The 19605-nt window shown below is 66.2% G+C and carries 19 protein-coding genes; 8 read left to right on the plus strand and 11 right to left on the minus strand.

Going from position 1 to position 19605, the window contains the following annotated elements; genetic code table 11:
- Window positions 1-50 precede the first annotated feature (50 nt).
- The 3 genes from murJ (at window position 51) to ACLIVD_RS36850 (ending at window position 5386) form a co-directional block, all read left to right on the plus strand.
- Window positions 51-3929, plus strand: coding sequence for a murein biosynthesis integral membrane protein MurJ (gene murJ / locus ACLIVD_RS36840; RefSeq protein WP_491932969.1), 3879 nt, complete (start codon window positions 51-53; stop codon window positions 3927-3929).
- 47 nt (window positions 3930-3976) lie between these two features.
- Window positions 3977-4558 carry an RNA polymerase sigma factor SigM gene (gene sigM / locus ACLIVD_RS36845; RefSeq protein WP_491931695.1) on the plus strand — a complete coding sequence of 194 codons (582 nt, stop codon included), beginning with the start codon at window positions 3977-3979 and terminating at the stop codon, window positions 4556-4558.
- A gap of 78 nt (window positions 4559-4636) precedes the next feature.
- Entirely contained in the window at window positions 4637-5386 is a 750-nt protein-coding gene (locus tag ACLIVD_RS36850) for an RsmA family anti-sigma factor (protein WP_491931696.1), read from the plus strand.
- A 3-nt stretch (window positions 5387-5389) separates the two neighbouring features.
- Here the strand turns inward: ACLIVD_RS36850 and ACLIVD_RS36855 are convergent, their stop codons facing one another.
- Window positions 5390-5962 (minus strand): TetR/AcrR family transcriptional regulator, encoded by a 573-nt coding sequence (locus ACLIVD_RS36855; protein WP_491931697.1) that lies wholly within the window; start codon window positions 5960-5962, stop codon window positions 5390-5392.
- A gap of 88 nt (window positions 5963-6050) precedes the next feature.
- Between ACLIVD_RS36855 and ACLIVD_RS36860 the strand changes: the two genes are divergently transcribed.
- From ACLIVD_RS36860 to ACLIVD_RS36880, 5 genes are all read left to right on the plus strand, one after another.
- Window positions 6051-7022 (plus strand): NAD-dependent epimerase/dehydratase family protein, encoded by a 972-nt coding sequence (locus ACLIVD_RS36860; protein WP_005560827.1) that lies wholly within the window; start codon window positions 6051-6053, stop codon window positions 7020-7022.
- Between the two features lie 37 nt (window positions 7023-7059).
- Complete coding sequence (nox, locus tag ACLIVD_RS36865; protein WP_280783054.1) at window positions 7060-8247, plus strand: 4,4'-dithiodibutanoate disulfide reductase; 1188 nt, start codon at window positions 7060-7062, stop codon at window positions 8245-8247.
- 111 nt (window positions 8248-8358) lie between these two features.
- Window positions 8359-9342, plus strand: a complete 984-nt coding sequence (gene trxB, locus ACLIVD_RS36870) for a thioredoxin-disulfide reductase (RefSeq protein ID WP_280783055.1) — start codon at window positions 8359-8361, stop codon at window positions 9340-9342.
- A gap of 40 nt (window positions 9343-9382) precedes the next feature.
- On the plus strand, window positions 9383-9706 hold the full coding sequence (trxA, locus tag ACLIVD_RS36875) for a thioredoxin (RefSeq protein WP_005249122.1): 324 nt from the start codon (window positions 9383-9385) through the stop codon (window positions 9704-9706).
- Window positions 9707-9871: 165 nt separating this feature from the next.
- Window positions 9872-11071: an N-acetylmuramoyl-L-alanine amidase gene (locus tag ACLIVD_RS36880; protein ID WP_005560831.1), complete on the plus strand. Its 1200-nt coding sequence runs from the start codon at window positions 9872-9874 to the stop codon at window positions 11069-11071.
- 18 nt (window positions 11072-11089) lie between these two features.
- On the opposite strand, the gene ACLIVD_RS36885 is transcribed toward ACLIVD_RS36880, so the two are convergent.
- The 10 genes from ACLIVD_RS36885 to rpmH form a co-directional block, all read right to left on the minus strand.
- Window positions 11090-11788, minus strand: coding sequence for a GNAT family N-acetyltransferase (locus tag ACLIVD_RS36885; RefSeq protein ID WP_280783056.1), 699 nt, complete (start codon window positions 11786-11788; stop codon window positions 11090-11092).
- 157 nt (window positions 11789-11945) lie between these two features.
- Window positions 11946-13028: a ParB/RepB/Spo0J family partition protein gene (locus tag ACLIVD_RS36890; RefSeq protein WP_491931698.1), complete on the minus strand. Its 1083-nt coding sequence runs from the start codon at window positions 13026-13028 to the stop codon at window positions 11946-11948.
- Entirely contained in the window at window positions 13025-14038 is a 1014-nt protein-coding gene (locus ACLIVD_RS36895; protein ID WP_005560835.1) for a ParA family protein, read from the minus strand. The genes ACLIVD_RS36890 and ACLIVD_RS36895 overlap by 4 nt, the downstream gene beginning before the upstream one ends.
- Window positions 14039-14106: 68 nt before the next feature.
- Complete coding sequence (gene rsmG, locus ACLIVD_RS36900; RefSeq protein ID WP_005249117.1) at window positions 14107-14790, minus strand: 16S rRNA (guanine(527)-N(7))-methyltransferase RsmG; 684 nt, start codon at window positions 14788-14790, stop codon at window positions 14107-14109.
- A gap of 668 nt (window positions 14791-15458) precedes the next feature.
- Window positions 15459-15863, minus strand: a complete 405-nt coding sequence (locus ACLIVD_RS36905) for a nuclear transport factor 2 family protein (protein WP_491931699.1) — start codon at window positions 15861-15863, stop codon at window positions 15459-15461.
- An 882-nt stretch (window positions 15864-16745) separates the two neighbouring features.
- The gene (locus ACLIVD_RS36910; protein ID WP_005249113.1) at window positions 16746-17300 is read right to left on the minus strand and encodes a Jag family protein; all 555 of its coding nucleotides are present in this window, start codon (window positions 17298-17300) and stop codon (window positions 16746-16748) included.
- A 19-nt stretch (window positions 17301-17319) separates the two neighbouring features.
- Window positions 17320-18432 (minus strand): membrane protein insertase YidC, encoded by a 1113-nt coding sequence (gene yidC, locus ACLIVD_RS36915; protein WP_491931700.1) that lies wholly within the window; start codon window positions 18430-18432, stop codon window positions 17320-17322.
- Window positions 18433-18436: 4 nt separating this feature from the next.
- Entirely contained in the window at window positions 18437-18802 is a 366-nt protein-coding gene (gene yidD, locus ACLIVD_RS36920; RefSeq protein WP_280783059.1) for a membrane protein insertion efficiency factor YidD, read from the minus strand.
- Entirely contained in the window at window positions 18799-19176 is a 378-nt protein-coding gene (gene rnpA / locus ACLIVD_RS36925; protein WP_280783060.1) for a ribonuclease P protein component, read from the minus strand. Before rnpA ends, yidD begins: the two co-directional genes overlap by 4 nt.
- Before the next feature lie 27 nt (window positions 19177-19203).
- Window positions 19204-19347 carry a 50S ribosomal protein L34 gene (gene rpmH / locus ACLIVD_RS36930; protein WP_005263481.1) on the minus strand — a complete coding sequence of 48 codons (144 nt, stop codon included), beginning with the start codon at window positions 19345-19347 and terminating at the stop codon, window positions 19204-19206.
- Between the last annotated feature and the right edge of the window lie 258 nt (window positions 19348-19605).

Here is a 19605-nt window from a genome sequence, read left to right on the forward strand (position 1 = left end):
GGGAGCGGGACCACTGGGCTCGGGAAATCCGGCCGGACGAGGCACCGACGGTGCAGTTCGCGGCCATCCGGGTCGACCCCTCGCCGCCTCCGGTCCGGGATTCCGGGCCCTCGACCGCGCCGCAGAAGCAGAGCAACTCGCGACTGCTGGCGTCCACCGGTTCGATCGCGGTGGCGACGCTCGTCAGCCGCATCACCGGATTCGCCAAGCAGCTCCTCGTCCTGACGCTGCTGGGTGGGTCGGTGGCCAGCTCGTTCACCGTCGCCAGCCAGATCCCGAACATGATCTCCGAGCTCGTGCTGGGAGCGGTGCTCACCGCGATCGTGGTGCCCGTCCTGGTGCGCGCCGAACGTGAGGACCCGGATCAGGGTGCGGCGTTCGTGCGACGCCTGTTCACCGCCACGTGTGTGCTGCTCGGCACGGCGGCGTTGCTGGCGACCGCCGCCGCACCCGTACTCACCACCCACGTCTTCCTGTCGGCCGACGGCAAGGTGAACACGTCCCTCACCACAGCTCTGTCCTATCTCCTCCTGCCCGCGATCCTGTTCTACGGACTGTCGGCGCTGCTCACGGCCATCCTCAACACCCGGCAGGTGTTCAAACCCGGTGCCTGGGCTCCGGTGCTGAACAACGTCGTGATGCTCACCGTGCTGGTGATCTACTACGCGACACCGGGGGAGATCACCCTCGATCCGGTGCGGATGAGCGACCCGAAACTGCTGGTCCTCGGTGTGGGCGTCACGCTGGGTGTCGTGGTGCAGGCGATGAGCCTGGTGCCCGCGATCCGGCGCGAGGGCATCTCGCTGAAACCGCTGTGGGGCCTCGACGACCGGCTCAAGCAGTTCGGCGGGATGGCCGTCGCGATCATCCTGTACGTGCTGATCAGCCAGGCGGGCATGATCGTCGCCACCCGCATCTCGTCACACGCGGACGCGTCGGGTCCCGCGATCTACAACAACGCGTGGCTCCTGCTGCAGCTGCCGTACGGCGTGCTCGGCGTGACGGTGCTGACGGCGATCATGCCGCGACTCAGCCGCAACGCCGCCGCCGACGACACCCCGGCCGTGGTCGACGACCTGTCCGTCGCCACCCGCCTGACGATGATCTCCCTCATCCCGATCATCACGTTCCTCACGTTCGCCGGCCCCGAGATCGGCCAGGCGCTCTACGGGTACGGCAACTTCGGGACCGGTGACGCCGAACGCCTCGGCCAGGCCGTCAGCTGGTCCGCGTTCACGCTCATTCCCTATTCCCTGGTACTGATCCAGCTCCGCGTGTTCTACGCCCGCGAGCAGGCCTGGACCCCGACGTGGATCGTCCTGGGCATCACCGCGGTGAAGATCGCGCTGTCGGCGCTCACCCCGATAATCGCCTCCAGCGACGACCAGGTGGTCATCCTGCTCGGCGTGGCCAACGGCCTCGGCTACATCACCGGCGCGCTCGTCGGGGGCTGGCTGCTGCACCGCAGTCTCGGCAACCTGCAGATGGCGAACGTCGGCAAAACGGTGTGGGTGGTGGTGCTCGCGTCGATGGCGGGTGCGCTCGTCATGCTCGGCGCCGACCGCCTCCTCGGGCTCGACCGGCTCACCAGTTTGTTCGGCGGTCCGGGCTCGATGGTCCGGGTCATGATCAGCGGCGTCCTCATGCTCGTCGTCACCTTCGTGATCCTCTGGTTCGCGAAGATCCCCGAAATCGTGTCCATCACCGTCGCCGTCGCCCGCAAGGTTCGCGCCCTGCGCGGTCGCGGCGCCGCACCGGAACCGGAGGCTGACCCGCTCGCAGAAGCCGAAACAGAACTGATTCCCGTGGTCCGCGCCACACCGCACGACTTCGGGGGACAGCCGCGTGGTATCGAACGACCCGGTGGACTCCCGTACCCTGGACACGAGCGGGTCGGATCGCCGCCCGGTACTGGTCGGAGTTGGGCATTCGAGAATGAAGGAGTGAGGGTGAGCGACGACGACGTGGCCGGCAGCAAGAGAGCCGGAGGTTCTACGGTGCAAGCGTCCGAACGCGATTCGGCCGCCGCCCCCAACGGCGTCGACGCCCCGACCACCCGGATCTCGTCCGAGTCGGCCTCCACCGACTCCGCGAAGTCCGGCAAGCAGGCCGGCGCCGCCGCACCGCAGAAGAAGGACGCAGACACGTCCGCGGGCTCCGCAGACACTCCGAAAACGGGGCAGAGCAAGGAGACCGGAGATCCTGCGGATGCGCAGACGAAGGCTGCGCCGAAGACTCCCACCAAAGACTCCGGCGAATCGCGCGGAGACACACGTCACATGGGCGCGGCCCCCGCACGGGATCTCAGTTACGACACCGGAGTGATCCCGATCACCCCCGCACCCGGACGTGAGCCCGGCGCAGGCCCGCGTCGTACTCCCCGTGGCCCCAAGCTCATTCCCGGCGCGTCCGTCGCGGGCGGTCGGTACCGCCTGCTGACACCGCACGGCGGTTCGCGGGGACTGCAGTTCTGGCAGGCACTCGACGTCAAGCTCGACCGCGAGGTGGCGCTGACGTTCGTGGACGCCGAACAGCGCTCCACCTCGGCCGGTCCCGAAGGCCCGCAAGCCATTCTGTCGCGCACCCTGCGACTGGGCCGGATCAACTCGCCCGGTCTCGCCCGCGTGCTGGACGTGGTCCGCGGTAGCTCCGGCGGCATCGTCGTCGCCGAGTGGACCCCGGGACGCTCGCTGCGGGAGATGGCCGACACCAAGCCGTCTCCGATCGGCGCCGCCAGTGCCATCCGCGCACTCGCCGCGGCCGCCGAGACCGCGCACCGGGCCGGTGGGGCACTGTCCATCGACCACCCCGACCGCGTCCGTATCAGCATCAACGGCGATGCCGTGCTGGCGTTCCCGGCCACGCTCGCCGACTCCGACTCGAGTACCGACGTGCGCGGACTGGGCGCCATGCTCTACGCCCTCATCACCGCCCGCTGGCCGCTGGGCGACCCGTCCGCTCCCGCGGGTGACCCGTCGGGTTCGCACCGTCCGGGCAGCGTCGGCGGTATGCGACTGGCCGACCGCGACTCGAGCGGGCAGCCCATCGGACCGCGGGTGATCCGCCCGGAGGTCCCGTTCGAGATTTCCGCGGTGGCGCTGCGCTCACTCGAGCCGAACGGGGGAATCCGCACGGCGGCCACCGTGCAGCACATTCTCGACCAGGCGTCCGTCGTCAACGACAAGACCGAATTCATCCCCGTGCTGCGGCTCGGGCAGCGGGCCCCCGGCACGACCGGTCACGCTCTCGCCGACCCGGAAGCACTGGAGGCGGAGAAGAAGAAGTCCAACCGGATGATCGCGGCGCTCGTGGGCCTCGCGGTCGTCACGATCATCGTGCTGGCGCTCCTGGGCTTCTGGCTCGCGACGTTCCTCACGGGCAGTAGTTCCGACGCGCCGCTCACCGAACAGGACTTCGGGCTCACCACGTCGGCCGAGGCCCCGCCCAACCCCGAGTCCCCCGCCCCCGCGCCCGCCCCGGCGGCGAACGTCGCGCCGGTCAGCCCCTCGGGGGCGACGGTGTTCTCGCCGCAGGGCACCCCCGACTCGGCCGCGAACGCCCGGCTGGCCGTCGACGGCAACACGTCCACCGTGTGGAGCACCGACTCGTACTTCCAGCCGTTCCCCGCGCTGAAGAACGGTGTGGGCCTGATGGTCACGCTGGACGAGCCGGCGACACTGTCGAGCGTGTGGATCAACTCGCCGACACCGGGCACCAACGTCGAGATTCGCAGCGCCCCGTCGGAGAACCCGACCCTCGACCAGACGCAGGTGCTCGGTTCGAAGGTCCTCGGCAACGGTGTCACCGAGATCCCGGTGAAGTCGGAGGGACCCACCAAGAACGTCCTGGTGTGGATCACCGGCCTGAGCAATTCCGGTGGCAAGAACCAATCGTCCATCGCCGACATCGGTTTCAACGCCGCGACGTAGTCGGCACCCGGTGCTCGCGGACCGGCGACCTGAGCTAACATCCGCCGGTGCGAATCTTCCGGGGGGATTCCGAGGGTCAGCCCTCGGACGTCGACCTGTTGGCTGCGCACGTCGCCGGCGATCGGCACGCCTTCGAGACACTGCTCTCGCGGCACTACGACCACCTGTGGCACGTCGCCAAACGCACCAGCTACACCACCGAGGACGCGGCGGACGCCCTGCAGGAGGCGCTGCTGTCCGCGCACCGTAACGCGGGCTCGTTCCGCCGGGACGCCGCGGTCCGCAGCTGGCTGCACACGATCGTGGTCAACGCCTGCCTCGACCGCATCCGCCGCAACAAGGCTCGTCCGGCGGTGTCCCTGTCCGCCGACGAGGACGACGAACCGCGCGACGCCCGCGACTACGTTTCCGAGGTGGAGCTCAGCATGGTGGTCGAGCGCGCACTGGCGCAGCTCCCACCGGATCAGCGGACCGCGATCGTGGCCGTCGACCTCGAGGGCCGTTCGACGAGTGAGGCGGCCGCGCTTCTCGGGGTTCCGGAAGGCACCGTGAAGAGCCGCTGCGCCCGCGGCCGGAAGAAGCTGGCCGCCTCTCTCGAATATTTTCGGGTGGAGGGGAACCGATCATGACTCCGGGGCGTCAAAACGTAGTAGGAGCGGGGAACTGTCCTGTCGTCCCGGACCACAACGACTCGGTGAGGAGGTGCCATGGCCGACCGTGAACCCGATCCGTCCGATGCCGCGCTGCCAGTCCCGCCGTACTCCGAGGACCTACTGGCCGATCTGCACGCCGGGGTGCTGCCGGACTCGGTCAGCGATCGCCTGTGGCCGCTCGTCCGGAACGACCCGCAGGCGATGGCCGTGATCGACGCCCTCGACCGGGTCACTGATCAGTTGGGCGCGCTCGGACGCGATCATTCCGTCTCGACCCCGATTCCCGCCGACGTCGCCGACCGCATCAACCGTGCTCTCGCCGCGGAGCGGGACACACCTGCCGAGGCCACCGTGGTCCCACTCACCCGGCGACGGAAGTGGGCTGCCGCGGCCGCGGGGACGTTCGCGGCGGCGGCAGCGGTCGTGGTGGCAGTCGCGGTCGTCACGCCGGACAGGCAGGAACCCGAGACCCCGGTCGTCGCCCTGCCCAGTTCCGAAACCTCGCCGGCACCAGCCGTTCTCGATCTGGGCACCGGTCTCGACTCCGGACGCCTCCTCACCGTGATCGGTTCGCGGCAGCTCGGACCACTCGAGGATCCCGCACAACTGTCGGAATGCCTGCGCGCCAACGGTATCGAACCGTCCCGCCCCCTGCTCGGTTCCGGCGAGGTTCGCCTCGACGGTGTTCCCGGGGTACTACTGCTGGTGGCCGCGCCGCGTCCGCCGCAGATCACGGCCCTGGTGGTCGGCGGTGAGTGCGGCGCGGGAGATCCGGCGACGATCGCCGTCACCGAGATCGGTTGATCCTCAAGATCGTTCCCGCTCCGAACGGGCGCCCGGCAGGAGTAGCTCGAGGATCTTCCCACGCAGTTCCGGAGTGTCGTCCTCGACGGCGATCAGGCTGGTGAACAGCGCGGCGCCGGCAGCGAGCACCAGCACGGCCGTCGCGGTGCTCGACCCGGCCGGGTCCACCTCGCTCTCGAACAGCTGAGTACTCGGCCCGCTGAATCCCCGCCACAGCGCGGTACGGAGGTCGTCGTGGTCGCGGATCGCTGCCAGCAGACCCGGCGTGGCCGCTCGCACCTCCGGTCGCGAGAACAATTCGGCACTGCCGGTCACCACCCAGCGGATCCAGCCTTCGCGGTCGGCGCCCTCGAACGGTGTCAGGTCGGGTGTCGCACCGAGGATGGCGTCGAGAACCAGATGCGCCTTCGACGGCCATCGTCGGGTGATGGAGGCCCTGCTCACCCCGGACCGCGTCGCGATGGCCCGCATGCTCAGTTGATCCCAGCCCGATTCCACGAGCATCGCCCGGGTAACCGCGAGGACGTCGGTGTCGATCCGCGGGTCGCGGGGGCGGCCGGTTCCAGTTGCATTCATTGGTTCGAATTGTGGGACAGAAGTGCCTTCCGCGCTATATCGTACCTATTACGAGTCCAGTGGCATCGTAATTGAAACGGACGAACACATGAAGATCGCGGTCACCGGCGGCACCGGATACGTCGGCGCCCACACCACGCTGGCGCTCCTCGCCGCCGGCCACACGGTTCGACTGCTGGTGCCGCCCGCCGAATCTCCCGACACCCTGCTCGTGGCAGCCGGGGACGACGCCGCGCGGATCGAGCAGGTGGTCGGTGACATCCGCGACGCCCAAGTGGTCGCACGCCTCCTCGACGGCTGCGACGCGCTACTCCACGCCGCCGGGGTAGTGGGCACCGACGATCGTCGCGAACAGCTGATGTGGGAGATCAACACGCAGGCCACCGCCGCGATCCTCACCCGGGCGGCCTTCCTCGGACTCGACCCGATCATCCACGTCGCGAGTTTCAGTGCCCTGTTTCCGTCACCCGACGCCGTCATCGGACCGGACAGTCCGACGGCGTCTGGCCGCAGCGCGTACGGCCGCACCAAAGCGGCCGCCGACCGCATCGCCCGCGCACTCCAGGACGCGGGCGCCCCCGTGGTCATCACTTACCCGACGAGCGTCGTCGGTCCCGGGCTCGGATCCACCAAGGGCGTCACCGAACAGGGATGGGGCGCGATCGTCAGCGGCGGGGTGGCGCCCCGATTCGACGGCGGCATGCAGATGATCGACGTGCGCGACGTGGCCGCGGTCCACACCGCCGCGATGCACCCCGGCCGCGGACCCCGGCGATACGTCTGCGGCGGCGAACTCGTCGAGTTCAACCACCTCATCGACGTCCTCGAACATTCCTCGGGCCGTCGCCTCCGGCGCATCCCGCTGTCGGGCAGCACCTTTCGCGCGCTCGGACGGATCGCCGACGTGGTCGGCAGGTTCACGCCCCTCAGCGCGGGGCTCAGCTACGAGGCAGCGTGGCTGCTCACCTCGGCGACCCCGACCGACGACTCGCGAACCCGCGACGAGCTCGGGCTCACCTGGCGGCCTGCCCGCGCGGCGCTGGCCGCGACCTTCGCCTGAAACGCCCTCCCACCACCACCCTCGAAGGCAGACCACCATGACCGTTCCACCACCCCGGCCCGGGATCTGGGAGCCGGCCCGCCTGGGTCCCCTGACGTTGCGCAACCGCATCGTGAAGGCAGCCACGTTCGAGGGCGTCATGCCCCGCGGCCGGGTCACCGACCAGCTCGTCGACTTCCACGCCGAGGTTGCTCGCGGTGGCGCCGCCCTGACGACCGTCGCGTACTGCGCCGTCTCACCCGGCGGACGCGTCCACGCGAACACCCTCGTTCTCGACCGCGCCCGCGTCCCCGACCTACGCCGACTCACCGACGCCGTTCACGCCGAAGGCGGGTTGGTCGCGGCGCAGATCGGTCATGCCGGTCTGGTCGCGAACACACTGTCCAACCGCACCAAGACCCTCGCGCCGTCCACCCGCCTCAGCCCGCCCGCCATGGGTCTGGTGAAGGGTGCCACCCGAGAAGAACTCGACCAGGTCACCCGCGACTTCGAGGACGCGGCCCGGAATGCCGTCGAGGCCGGATTCGACGCGATCGAGGTCCACCTCGGGCACAACTACCTTCTCAGCTCGTTCATGAGCCCCAACCTCAACAAGCGGACCGACGAGTACGGGGGCAGCCTGGAGCGGCGGGCGGCGTTCCCCCGACGGGTGGTCGAGCGGGTGCGCCACGCCGTCGGCGACTCGGTGGCCGTCACGGCCAAATTCAATATGACGGACGGTGTCCCGAAAGGGCTGTGGCTCGACGACAGTCTCCGCATCGCGCAGCTCCTCGAAGCCGACGGGCATCTCGACGCACTGCAGCTCACCGGGGGCAGCTCGTTGCTCAACGGGATGTACTTCTTCCGCGGCGAAGTCCCGATGGCGGAATTCGTTGCCTCACAGCCCAAGCTGGTGGGCTGGGGTCTGAAGGTCTACGGGCCGCGCATCTTTCCGACGTACCCGTTCGAGGAAGCGTTCTTCCTCCCGATGGCCCGGCAGTTCCGCGAGGCCCTGTCGATGCCGCTGATCCTCCTCGGCGGCATCAACAGGCTCGACACCATCGAGAACGCACTCGGCGACGGGTTCGAGTTCGTCGCGATGGCGCGCGCCCTGCTCCGCGACCCGGACCTCGTCAACAAGTTCCGCGACCGGCACGTGGCCGAGGGACTCTGCATCCACTGCAACAAATGCATGCCCACCATCTACACGGGCACCCGCTGCGTCATCCGGGAGACTCTGCGCTGATCAGGGCGCCTGCGGGGGGAGCGACCGGTATCACCTGCAGTCGGGGAACAACACCCTTTAGTCTTGTGTTGATCCATACGACTGAGCACCCCTCACTACTGGAAGGCCCGCATGACCACTCCATCGACGGTTCATGAACTCATCATCGTTGGTTCGGGACCTGCCGGATACACCGCTGCCGTCTACGCGGCGCGCGCGGAACTCGAACCGCTGCAGTTCGAGGGGACCCAGTTCGGTGGCGCCCTCATGACCACCACCGAGGTCGAGAACTTCCCCGGATTCCGTGAGGGAATCATGGGACCCGACCTGATGGATCAGATGCGGGAGCAGGCCAAGCGCTTCGGCACCGACATCCGCACCGAGGACGTCGAGGAACTCGACCTCACGGGCCCGATCAAGAAGGTCGTCGTCAACGGCGAGACCTACCAGGCGCACGCGGTGGTGCTGGCAATGGGCGCCGCAGCCCGTTACCTGGGGATTCCGGGTGAAGAGAAGTTGCTCGGCCGCGGCGTCAGCGCCTGCGCCACGTGCGACGGATTCTTCTTCAAGGATCAGGACATCGTCGTGGTCGGCGGCGGCGACTCCGCCATGGAGGAGGCCACCTTCCTCACCCGCTTCGCCCGCAGCGTCACCGTGGTGCACCGCCGCGAGGAGTTCCGTGCGTCCCGCATTATGCTCGAGCGCGCCAAGGCGAACGCGAAGATCCGGTTCGTGACCAACGCGGCGCCCGTCGAGGTGCTGGGCGAGAACAGCGTCACCGGCCTCGTGATCCGCGACACCGTCACCGGTGAGACCTCCACGCTGGACGTCACCGGCATGTTCGTCGCCATCGGTCACGACCCGCGCAGCGAGCTCGTCAAGGGACAGGTCGACCTCGACGACGCCGGCTACGTGATCGTCAAGACGCCGACCACCGCCACCTCCGTGGACGGTGTCTTCGCCGCCGGCGACCTGGTCGATCACATCTACCAGCAGGCGGTCACCGCCGCCGGCACCGGTTGCTCCGCGGCGATGGATGCCGAGCGCTGGCTGGCAGAGCGCGGCGACATCACTGCCAACACTGTCGCCGCCGCCGGCTCGCCGGTCGACGCCTGACCTCACCCACACACACCCACCTCGAGTAAGGGAAATCCCCGTGTCGAATACCGTCACCATCACCGATGATTCGTTCCAGCAAGACGTCATTTCCAGTGACAAGCCTGTCCTCGTCGACTTCTGGGCCACCTGGTGCGGCCCGTGCAAGATGATCGCCCCCGTCCTGGAGGAGATCGCCGGTGAGCACAGCGACAAGCTGACCATCGCGAAGCTCGACATCGACGCGAACCCGGGCGCTGCCCGCGACTTCCAGGTCATGTCGATTCCCACGCTGATCCTGTTCAAGGACGGAAAGCCGATCAACACGATCGTCGGCACCAAGGGCAAGGCTGCGCTGCTGAAAGAGCTCGCCGACGTTCTCTGATCGACACCCGAACACCCGGCACGATTCCCGATTTTGTGGGAATCTCTGAGACAATCGATCGATGTGCTCCAGTCGCATCAGCTAGACCGACCGGAACACATCGATCGTTTTGTTTGTACCGAGACTCGTATGTACTCGTTGATTCGGACTGAGAGGCCCTGAAACATGCACCGACTCCGTCACGGCGACCATGGTCCGGCCGTTGCTGAGATTCGGGGCACTCTGGCCGGTCTCGGTTTCCTGCACAACGGCATCGCGGACACCCGGCGCGAAGGCACCAACGGTTCGCACTGGATCGCCCCCGACGCCGTGTTCGATCATCACCTGGACAGCGCCGTACGGGCCTTCCAGCAGCAGCGTGGGCTTCTCGTCGACGGAATCGTGGGTCCTGCCACCTACCGGTCCATGAAAGAGGCGTCGTACCGCCTGGGCGCGCGCACGCTGATCTACCAGCTGTCCGCACCGCTCTACGGCGACGATGTCGCCACCCTGCAGACCCGCCTGCAGGATCTCGGCTTCTACGTCGGACGCGTCGACGGCTTCTTCGGACCGCAGACCCACGATTCGCTGTCCTCGTTCCAGCGGGAGATCGGGATCGCCGCCGACGGCATCTGCGGTCCGGCAACCCTGCGGTCGCTCGAGTTGCTCGGCACCCGCGTCACCGGTGGTTCACCGCACGCGATGAGCGAAGAAGAAATGGTTCGCAGCTCGGGACCCCAGCTGAGCGGCAAGCGGATCGTCATCGATCCGGGCCTCGGCGGCGACACCTACGGCACCATCGTCCGGTCCGCGTATGGCACGATCTCGGAGTCCGACATCCTGTGGGACCTCGCCAGCCGCCTCGAGGGCCGCATGGCCGCCACGGGCATGGAGACGTTCCTGTCCCGCCCGCACCACGCCAATCCCACGGACATCGAACGCGCATCCACGTCGAACGCCTTCGATGCCGACCTGATGATCTCGCTGCGCTGCGATGGCAACACCAGCCCGTCCGCCAACGGTGTCGCGAGCTTCCACTTCGGTAACTCGCACGGTTCTACGTCGATGATCGGTCAGGTTCTCACCGGATTCATTCAGCGGGAGATCGTGGCGCGCACGCCGTTGCAGGACTGCCGGACCCACGGTCGCACCTGGGACCTGCTGCGCCTGACGAACATGCCGACCGTGCAGATCGACCTCGGGTACCTCACCAACGACCTCGACGCCGCGGTGCTCTCCAACCCGCGGGCGCGCGACGCCATCGCCGAAGCGATCCTCATCTCCGTGAAGCGTCTGTACCTGCTCGGTCAGGACGATCAGCCGACCGGAACGTTCACGTTCGCCGAGTTGCTCGCCGAAGAGCTGTCTTCCTCCGAACGTTCCTGACGTCTCGTTCCCGAACGCTCAGTGCGCACCGACGGGTGTGCGCTCCCCGATGTCGACCATGCTCACCGTCGCGGTGTGGATGAGACGCTCCAGGGCAGCCTCGACGTCTTCCTTCCACCCGTGATCCCGATTCAGCTCGAGCCGTAGGCGCGGGAACCGATGATGGGGCGCGACGATTTCGAAGCCGTTGTCCTCGAGGAATTCGGCGGGGATCATGCACTCCTCGGGGGAGCACTCGCGGGCCGCTGTGGCTGACGCCATCCCGTGTGTGTCGATCGGCCCGGTTCCGTCGGTGTTGCGGATACCGAACGCCTCGAGCGCGCGAACACCGCGGCGCACCAGATCGGCCACCACGGCTTGGATCAACGTGGTTCCCAGATTCTGTTCTTCACCGGCCGGCTCGAGCCGAAGGCTGGTGAGGAGGACGGCGTCGGCACCGACCGGAGCGGTCGGGAGAAGCTGCGCGCGCGGCACGGTCCGCGGGGGAGCGTAGAGGGCGCTGCCGACCGGCTTGCCGTCCATGACGGCCACCTGTCCGCACGATCCCCATTCGAGCATGACCATGGAGAGCCAGGCTTCCTTCTCGAACTCCTGATCGCAGAATCCGCGCGAACTGTGGATCGCCGCGGGATCCATTTCCCAGAAGACACAGCGACGAGCGTGGGCGGAGAGCTTGTCCAAGCCGTCGAGAGTGAGCGATGTGACGTGAGTCGACACTGGCTAGCTCAGCCTCCATATGTCACTACCGCAGATCATTCGACATCCTCTGGTATTCAACGTTTTTCGCCCCCGATAGTTCTGCTGGAGTCGGTCCGTCAGCGGCCACTGTCACAGTGACGGATCACCCGCGGGTACTTCTACCTCTCTCAGGCGCTCATGAATCGGCCTTCTGTGCCTCCATCATCCCAACGATCCTCTGAAGATCGTCCACCGAACCGAACTCGACCACAATCTTGCCCTTGCGCTTGCCGAGGCTGACCGTGACCCTCGTGTCGAACGAATCCGACAGCCGCTCGGCGACGTCCTGCAGGCCCGGCATCTGGATCGGCTTGCGGCGCTGGGCGGGCTGCGCCGCCTGGTCGTCGCTGCGGTTGGCGAGCGTCACCGCCTCCTCCGTCGCGCGAACAGACATGCCCTCCGCGACGATGCGTGCCGCCATCACCTCCTGCGCGTCGGCTCCGGCCTCGAGCGACAACAGGGCGCGAGCGTGCCCGGCCGACAGCACACCCGCCGCGACGCGGCGCTGCACGGGAATCGGCAATTTCAACAGTCGGATCATGTTCGTCACCACGGGACGCGAGCGACCGATCTTCGCCGCCAGTTCCTCGTGGGTCACCTCGAACTCTTCGAGCAACTGCTGGTACGCCGCGGCCTCTTCGAGCGGGTTCAGCTGCACGCGGTGGATGTTCTCCAGGAGCGCGTCGCGAAGCATGGCGTCGTCGCCGGTCTCGCGAACGATCGCCGGGATCGTCTCCAGCTCGGCTTCCTGGCTGGCACGCCACCGACGCTCGCCCATGACGAGCTGGAACTTGCCGTCGTCGAGCGGACGCACCACGATCGGCTGCATCAACCCGAACTCACGGATCGAGTGGACGAGTTCGGCGAGAGCGTCGTCGTCGAACACCTGACGCGGCTGCTTGGGGTTCCGCTCGATCAGGTCGGGGGCGATCTCCCGGTACACCGCCCCGGTGGGGGAGGGGAGGGGTTGAGCACCGTTCCCGGATTCGCCGTCGGCGCCGTTGCTCCCTCCATTGTTTCCCGTGGACGCGGGAGCGGTCTGCTCGTCCGTCGCAGAGTCCGACGAGTTCGGCGCGGGAGCGGTCAGTACGGTGCGTCGGTCCGCGCCGATCACGACGTCCGCGGCGGCGTTGCCCAGCCCCGGTCCCGTCGTGGTCGGTCCCGTAGGAATGAGCGCGGCCAGTCCACGGCCAAGTCCACCCTTACGCGTCTGACTCATCGCTGCTCCTGCTTCGTGATGTGTGCGGTGCGTGCTGCGAGTTCACGTCCCGCGTCGAGGTAACTCATGGCACCCCGCGAGCCGGGGTCGTAATCGAGCACGGTCATGCCGTACCCGGGCGCTTCGGACACCTTCACGCTGCGGGGAATGACGGCACGGAGGACGGCGTCACCGAAGTGGGTGCGGACCTCTTCGGCCACCTGGTCGGCCAACTTGGTGCGCCCGTCGTACATCGTGAGAAGGACCGTCGACACGTGGAGATCCGGGTTGAGATGTGCCTGCACCAGTTCGATATTCCGCAGCAGCTGTCCCACACCCTCGAGGGCGTAGTACTCGCACTGGATCGGGATCAGAACTTCCTTGGCCGCGACCATCGCGTTCACCGTGAGCAGTCCGAGCGAGGGCGGGCAGTCGATCAGGATGAAGTCGGCATCCACCTCGCCGAGAGCCTTCTCCGAGAGCGCGCCCTTGAGCCGTCCCTCGCGGGCGACCATGGAGACCAATTCGATCTCGGCGCCGGCGAGGTCGATCGTGGCCGGAATGCAGAACAGCCGGTCGTTGTGCGGACTCTTCTGGATCGCCTCCGCAGCCGTCACCTCACCGAGGAGAAGCTCATAGCTGGACGGCACACCGGAGTGGTGGGCGACGCCCAACGCCGTGCTGGCGTTGCCCTGCGGGTCGAGGTCGATGACCAGAACGGTGAGTCCCTGAACCGCGAGGGCGGAGGCGAGGTTGACCGCGCTCGTCGTCTTACCGACGCCGCCCTTCTGATTGGCGATCGTGAGGATCCGCCGTTCGGGCGGCTTCGGCAGACTCACCGAGTGGGGGTGCAGTACCTGACTCGCGCGGTGCGCGGCGGCACCGATCGGAGTCTCCTCGACGGAGATTCCGTTGTAGGGGGCCGTGAATCCGTCGTCTCCGTTCCCGGAGCTCGTCGCCTGGTCGGATTGATGGTCGGTTTCACGTGAAACTGTTTCACGTGAAACGGCGGATTCAGGCCCACCCGACATTGACTACTCCTTCAATTGGGAATCGCTCGTTACTCGACATATTCACTCCCTAGTCACCGTGGACATCGTCATCGACGCTGACGGCGTTTCGGTACACGTTCTGCCCGAACGACAACGGTGGGGACAGGAAGCAGGCCCACTCCGCATTCCACGATATCCAGCTTGCCAGCACCCAACCGAGTCAGGGAAGCGCGATCACGGGAAATCTCTTCGGCGGCGCTCGAACCTTTCAATGCGAGCATTCTCCCATGCTCGTGGATAAGCGGCAGCGACCACTTGGCCAACTTCTCCAACGGCGCCACCGCGCGGGACGTCACGACGTCTGCGCCGCCGGCTTCCTTCACCACCCCCGACTCCTCGGCCCGGCCCCGGACCACCAGCACGTCCAGACCGTTCGACTCGACGAACTCGGCGAGGTACACCGACCGTCGCAGCAGCGGCTCCACCAACGTGATCCGGAGATCGGGTCGGGCGATCGCGAGCGGGATACCGGGCAACCCGGCACCGCTGCCGACATCGACGACCGACTCACCCTCGGCGATCAGTTCACCGACGACGGCACAGTTGAGGAGATGACGTTCCCAGAGTCGCGGAACCTCCCGGGGCCCGATCAACCCCCGCTCGACACCGTCGGTCGCCAGCGACTTGTAGTAGCGCTCCGCGATATCGAATCGTTCACCGAACACCTGGCGTGCCGCCGCTTGTTCGTCCCATTCGGCCGGCTCTCCACCATTCGGTTCCACGTGAAACATCCTCCCGCGAATAACGCGAAATCAACAAACACAGCTTCTTTATTATCCGCCCTCCGTCACGACTATGTCCTTTAACTCGAACGCGCAACGCCGGAACAGTGTCGAGCCGCACCCCCTTCCGGTGGGGGAGGGGAGGGGTTGGGTGTGCACTGTCGGTGAAGCGCCCGTTCGACTCGGCGGTCCCGCCGTCGCCTCGCCGGTGAACCCTCTCTGCGATGGATCTCGCGCACATCGCGTCATCTGGTTCTGCGGATCAACAGCGGGGCGATCGACGCGCGCATGTTTCACGTGGAACAGGCGACGGATCGCAAGGGGTCTATCTGGGGCCGGCCGTGTCCCGGCCCGAGATTGTTCTGCGCCGGTGCGCGCCCGGGACGGTGGTCCGTCTGATCGCATTCGGCGCGGGCAGTTTCACGTGGAACAACTGTCCTGTGTTTCACGTGGAACAGAACCGACCCCGTCCGTGCATTACCCGGCCGCCGTCCCAACTCGGCAGACGCAAGGGTCCAGCGAATGGCCGACCTCCCAACTAAGGCGAAGCCATCCACGCCTACTCGACGCTAGCTCTCGGCAGCTTCACTCCGACGAAGCCCGAGTTTTCAATCATCACAGTGACGAAACTCCCGGGTGTGGTATGGACGACCCGTGGACTCCACATACGCGATGGGTCAGACCGTGGTGTCCGGGAAGGAGTGGTGCTCGTGAGCGACGAGCCAACGACCGTCTTCCTTTCGCAACCCCACTGTGAGGCGGAGCCGGTTCTCCGGATTGTCGGCGAGCTCCGCTTCCATTCCACAGCGGAGGAGCGCATGGGCGAACGCAACATCCTCGCCGACCGTCACATCCAATGACAGCATCTCGAACCTGGCACCCTGCGACTGCCATTCGAAGAACGGCGGCCATGTCTCGCGATACGCATCGATTCCACGAGCGCCCTCGTATGGCGGTGGCACGTCGAACATCACGATGTCGTCGGAGTGGTCCGCGAGAACCCCGGCCATGTCGCCACTGTGCACAGCCTCAGCCCAACGGTCGATCAGATCCCGGATCTGTCGTTCGTCCTCGCTCATCATTCACTCCATCCAGTAGACGGCACCGCTTCGGTCGCTTCAATGATGTGGACTTCGAGAAGCATCGAAACTCATCGCACCGAACCACTGACGCGTAAGTGGTATGTCTCGAGACATCGCGGACACTTGCGGATCGTTCCGCTCACCATCGCCGGATGAGCAGAGGAGAGCTTCGATGGACCCCGCACCCTTCTCGACGATCCCAGCAGTCGTCGGCGGCAGGAGAGTAACTCGATCGCTTCGCCCACAGCGCCCCGACGGATTCACGTGCGGGCGGCCCCTTCAAAACTGAGCGAGGTGCGGCATCCCAATCTTGACCCCCGCCCATAGACCCGGGCTCGAGTCCACTCGGCCTGGGCCGCCGAGGGTTGTTGAAAGAGTTCCAGACGATGCCGGCGACCCCACCTGCTTGCGGGGGATATCGTCAGCGATTTCCGCTTCCCGCCGCTGATCGATGGGGCGCATCGCCGGGTGGACTCGGCCGCCTCCGGGACGTCCGAGACGGGAAGAGTCATCTCGTCGAAGCGCTCGCGCGCACGCCGCGATCGAGACCGAGCTGCGGGTGCTCTGGTCCATCTTGGAAACCCTCATCCAGACGGTGAACAAGGCGAAGGTAGACGGCACGATCGGGGGCGAAGGTCGGCGGACCGGTGGCGAAGTTACCCGCCCGCACTGTCCACGAAGTCCTGAGACAGCGCAGTCACGCGACGGTGGCGCACGAAATCTCGCCGCGGACACCCGACCTCTCGGTGGGGGAGGGGAGGGGTGCGTGTTTCACGTGAAACGAAACGAAGCCAAAGTGACGGATCGCGACATACGGACAGCGAAAAGGCGGGGCTCCCGGAGATGGATCCGCGAGCCCCGCCTTGGTGATGCTTCTGTGGATCAGTCCTTGATGACGACCACGCGACGTGAAGGCTCGGCGCCTTCGCTCTCGCTCGACACGCCATCGACCTTCGCGACCGCGTCGTGAACGATCTTGCGCTCGAACGGCGTCATCGGAGCGAGCTCCTCGCGTTCACCGCTCTCGAGTACGCGGCGGGCAGCCGAGGAACCCAGCTCGGTCAGTTCGGCGCGACGGCCGGCACGCCATCCGGCGATGTCGAGCATCAGGCGACTACGTTCGCCCGTCGCCTGCTGCACGGCGAGGCGAGTCAGTTCCTGGAGTGCGTCCAGCACCTCACCCTTGCGCCCGACCAACTTGGTGAGATCGTCTCCACCGTCGATGCTGACAACAGCACGGTCACCTTCGACGTCCAGGTCGATATCGCCGTCGAAGTCGAGTACGTCGAGCAGCTGCTCCAGGTAGTCGCCGGCGATTTCCCCTTCCTCGATCAGGTAGTCGTCAGAATCGGAATCCACCTCGGTGTCCGGGTTCTGCGTCGTTGCAGTCACGTCTGTCTCATCTCCGTCCACTGCGATGTCAGGCTCACTAGCCATGCTCGTTCTCTTTTCTGAATCAGCGCCGCTTGCGCTTGGGGGACTTTCCGCGGTTGGACTGGGGGCGGGCACCGGGCTTCGGCTTCGACGTACCCGCAGTCGAACCGTCACCACTCACCTGATCGGAGGCGCTGTCTTCGACGACGCCCTCGACGATCTCCGGCTCGTCCGCTGAGGAAGAACCGTCCGTTGCGGTCGCGGACTTCTTCTTTTTCTTGGTGAGATCGGGACGTGCACCGGGCTTCGGAGCGTTGTCCGCCCGGCGTGCGATGGCAGCCTGCTTCTTCTCTTCCTCTTCTTGGTCGATGCGACGGAAGACGATGTGCTGCTGCGCGTACGTCCAGATGTTGTTACTCACCCAGTACAGGAGGATCGCGATGGGGAGGAACGGACCACCGACGAGCACACCGAGCGGGAAGACCCACAGCGCGAGCTTGTTCATGATCGCGGACTGCGGGTTGGCGGCGGCCTCGGGGCTCTGCCGAGCCACAGAAGCGCGCGAGTTGAAGTGGGTCGCGATGCTGGCGATGACCATCAGCGGAACCGCGACAACGGCGATGTTCAGCACGGTGGGGATCGGGCCGTAGGCAGCAAACGCGTCGAGCTGTTCCTTCGGCATGGTGATCCAGGCCGAGATGGGAGCGCCGAACAGTCGAGCACTCAGGAAGGACTGCACGTCCTCGACGCTGAAGAAGTAGTTCGGCGTGTTCGCGTTCGCCTCGACCGACATGCCGAGCTGCCCGAATCCGGTGCCGGTGCGGTTGAACGAGCGAAGCACGTGAAACAGGCCGATGAAGACCGGAGCCTGCGCGAGAACCGGGAGGCAGCCCATGATGGGGTTGAACCCGTGCTCCTTCTGGAGCTTCTGCATCTCGACGGCCTGACGCTGGCGGTCGCCCGAGTACTTCTTCTGCAGAGCCTTGATCTGCGGCTGAAGTTCCTGCATCTGGCGCGTCGTGCGAACCTGCTTCACGAACGGCTTGTACAGCACGGCACGCAGCGTGAACACGAGGAACACCACGGAGAGTGCCCATGTGACACCGCTGTCCGGCCCGAGGAAGGGAATGGCACCGAATATCTTGTGCCAGACCCACAGGATCCCGGACACCGGATAGTAAATGAAGTCGAGCACGGCTCTATGTACTCCTCTGTTCGTCCACGTTCGCCGGACAGCAACGACGGCCACCCGCATGACGGTCGCGACGGGCAGGGACCGGGTCCCACCCACCAGGGTGCCAGGGGGCACACTTCGCCAACCGAACCACCGTCAAAAAAAGGCCTTTGATCGCCCCGTGGGTACGCAGGGATTCCACCGCATACTCGCTACAGGTCGGCATGAACCGGCAGGTCGGCATCCTCAGGGGCGACACATACGTCCGGTAGAGCTCGATGAAGAAAATGAGAGTGCGCGCCGGTAACGCACGGACCGACTTCCACGCGGAAGAGGCCGAGGAGGTGGCCTCGGCCGTGTCGGCGCGCGACTCGTGGAGTGCGCTTTTCATGCGGAGGTACTCACGGGCGCAAGAAGGTCCAATCGAAGGAGACCTGCACGAAGTTGCTTCTCCAGGTCCCGGCTACTTGCAGTCGCAGCTCCCGGAAGAGCCCGAATCACCACATCGGTTCCCCGTGGAACCACGTCCACGAGGTCGATGCAGATATGACGAAGCCGGCGTGCGACTCGATGTCGAATCACCGCCGGCCCGACAGCCTTACTCACAACCAGTCCGAATCGCGGACCGCCGCTACTCACCAGCTCATCTGCCTGCGCACGGTCGAATGCGTGCACAACCAGGTCGCGTCTTCCCATCCGACGACCACGTCGCACAGTCAACGAAAAATCTGAATGACGACGCAATCGGTGCGGCTCAGGCAACACCCCGAGCTCCCGAACCCAGTGTCGGGATCAGGCGGTGAGAGATTCGCGGCCCTTACGGCGACGCGCCGAAACGATTGCACGACCCGCACGGGTCCGCATACGAAGACGGAAGCCGTGAACGCGCGCGCGGCGTCGGTTGTTCGGCTGGAACGTCCGCTTGCCCTTGGCCACGGTCAACACTCCTCGAAGTTCATCGACGCCTCCCGGCGTCATGGATCTAACATTGGCGAAAACTCAGGTGTTCATCCACAGGGTGGGGATGGAACGACCTCGAAACTGGACTCGAGCCAGCACGAAACCGCCACCTCACCACAGGGTGACTGTTCGAGAGTACTTACCACTCACGGTCAGGTCAAACTCGCTCACCTGCGATTCCCCCGCGAATCGGTTGACCGACACGCCGAGGATCGACAAATGCTTGCACCCCAA

The organism is Rhodococcus sp. G6(2025), assembly GCF_058628105.1.

What these genes read in the sequence shown, in the direction of transcription:
- ACLIVD_RS36850 (WP_491931696.1), top strand. Translation starts at nt 4,637, where the DNA reads ATGGCCGACCGTGAACCCGATCCGTCCGATGCCGCGCTGCCAGTCCCG.
- ACLIVD_RS36855 (WP_491931697.1), bottom strand. Translation starts at nt 5,962, where the DNA reads ATGAATGCAACTGGAACCGGCCGCCCCCGCGACCCGCGGATCGACACC.
- ACLIVD_RS36860 (WP_005560827.1), top strand. Translation starts at nt 6,051, where the DNA reads ATGAAGATCGCGGTCACCGGCGGCACCGGATACGTCGGCGCCCACACC.
- nox (WP_280783054.1), top strand. Translation starts at nt 7,060, where the DNA reads ATGACCGTTCCACCACCCCGGCCCGGGATCTGGGAGCCGGCCCGCCTG.
- trxB (WP_280783055.1), top strand. Translation starts at nt 8,359, where the DNA reads ATGACCACTCCATCGACGGTTCATGAACTCATCATCGTTGGTTCGGGA.
- ACLIVD_RS36880 (WP_005560831.1), top strand. Translation starts at nt 9,872, where the DNA reads ATGCACCGACTCCGTCACGGCGACCATGGTCCGGCCGTTGCTGAGATT.
- ACLIVD_RS36890 (WP_491931698.1), bottom strand. Translation starts at nt 13,028, where the DNA reads ATGAGTCAGACGCGTAAGGGTGGACTTGGCCGTGGACTGGCCGCGCTC.
- ACLIVD_RS36895 (WP_005560835.1), bottom strand. Translation starts at nt 14,038, where the DNA reads ATGTCGGGTGGGCCTGAATCCGCCGTTTCACGTGAAACAGTTTCACGT.
- rsmG (WP_005249117.1), bottom strand. Translation starts at nt 14,790, where the DNA reads ATGTTTCACGTGGAACCGAATGGTGGAGAGCCGGCCGAATGGGACGAA.
- ACLIVD_RS36905 (WP_491931699.1), bottom strand. Translation starts at nt 15,863, where the DNA reads ATGATGAGCGAGGACGAACGACAGATCCGGGATCTGATCGACCGTTGG.
- ACLIVD_RS36910 (WP_005249113.1), bottom strand. Translation starts at nt 17,300, where the DNA reads ATGGCTAGTGAGCCTGACATCGCAGTGGACGGAGATGAGACAGACGTG.
- yidD (WP_280783059.1), bottom strand. Translation starts at nt 18,802, where the DNA reads ATGAAAAGCGCACTCCACGAGTCGCGCGCCGACACGGCCGAGGCCACC.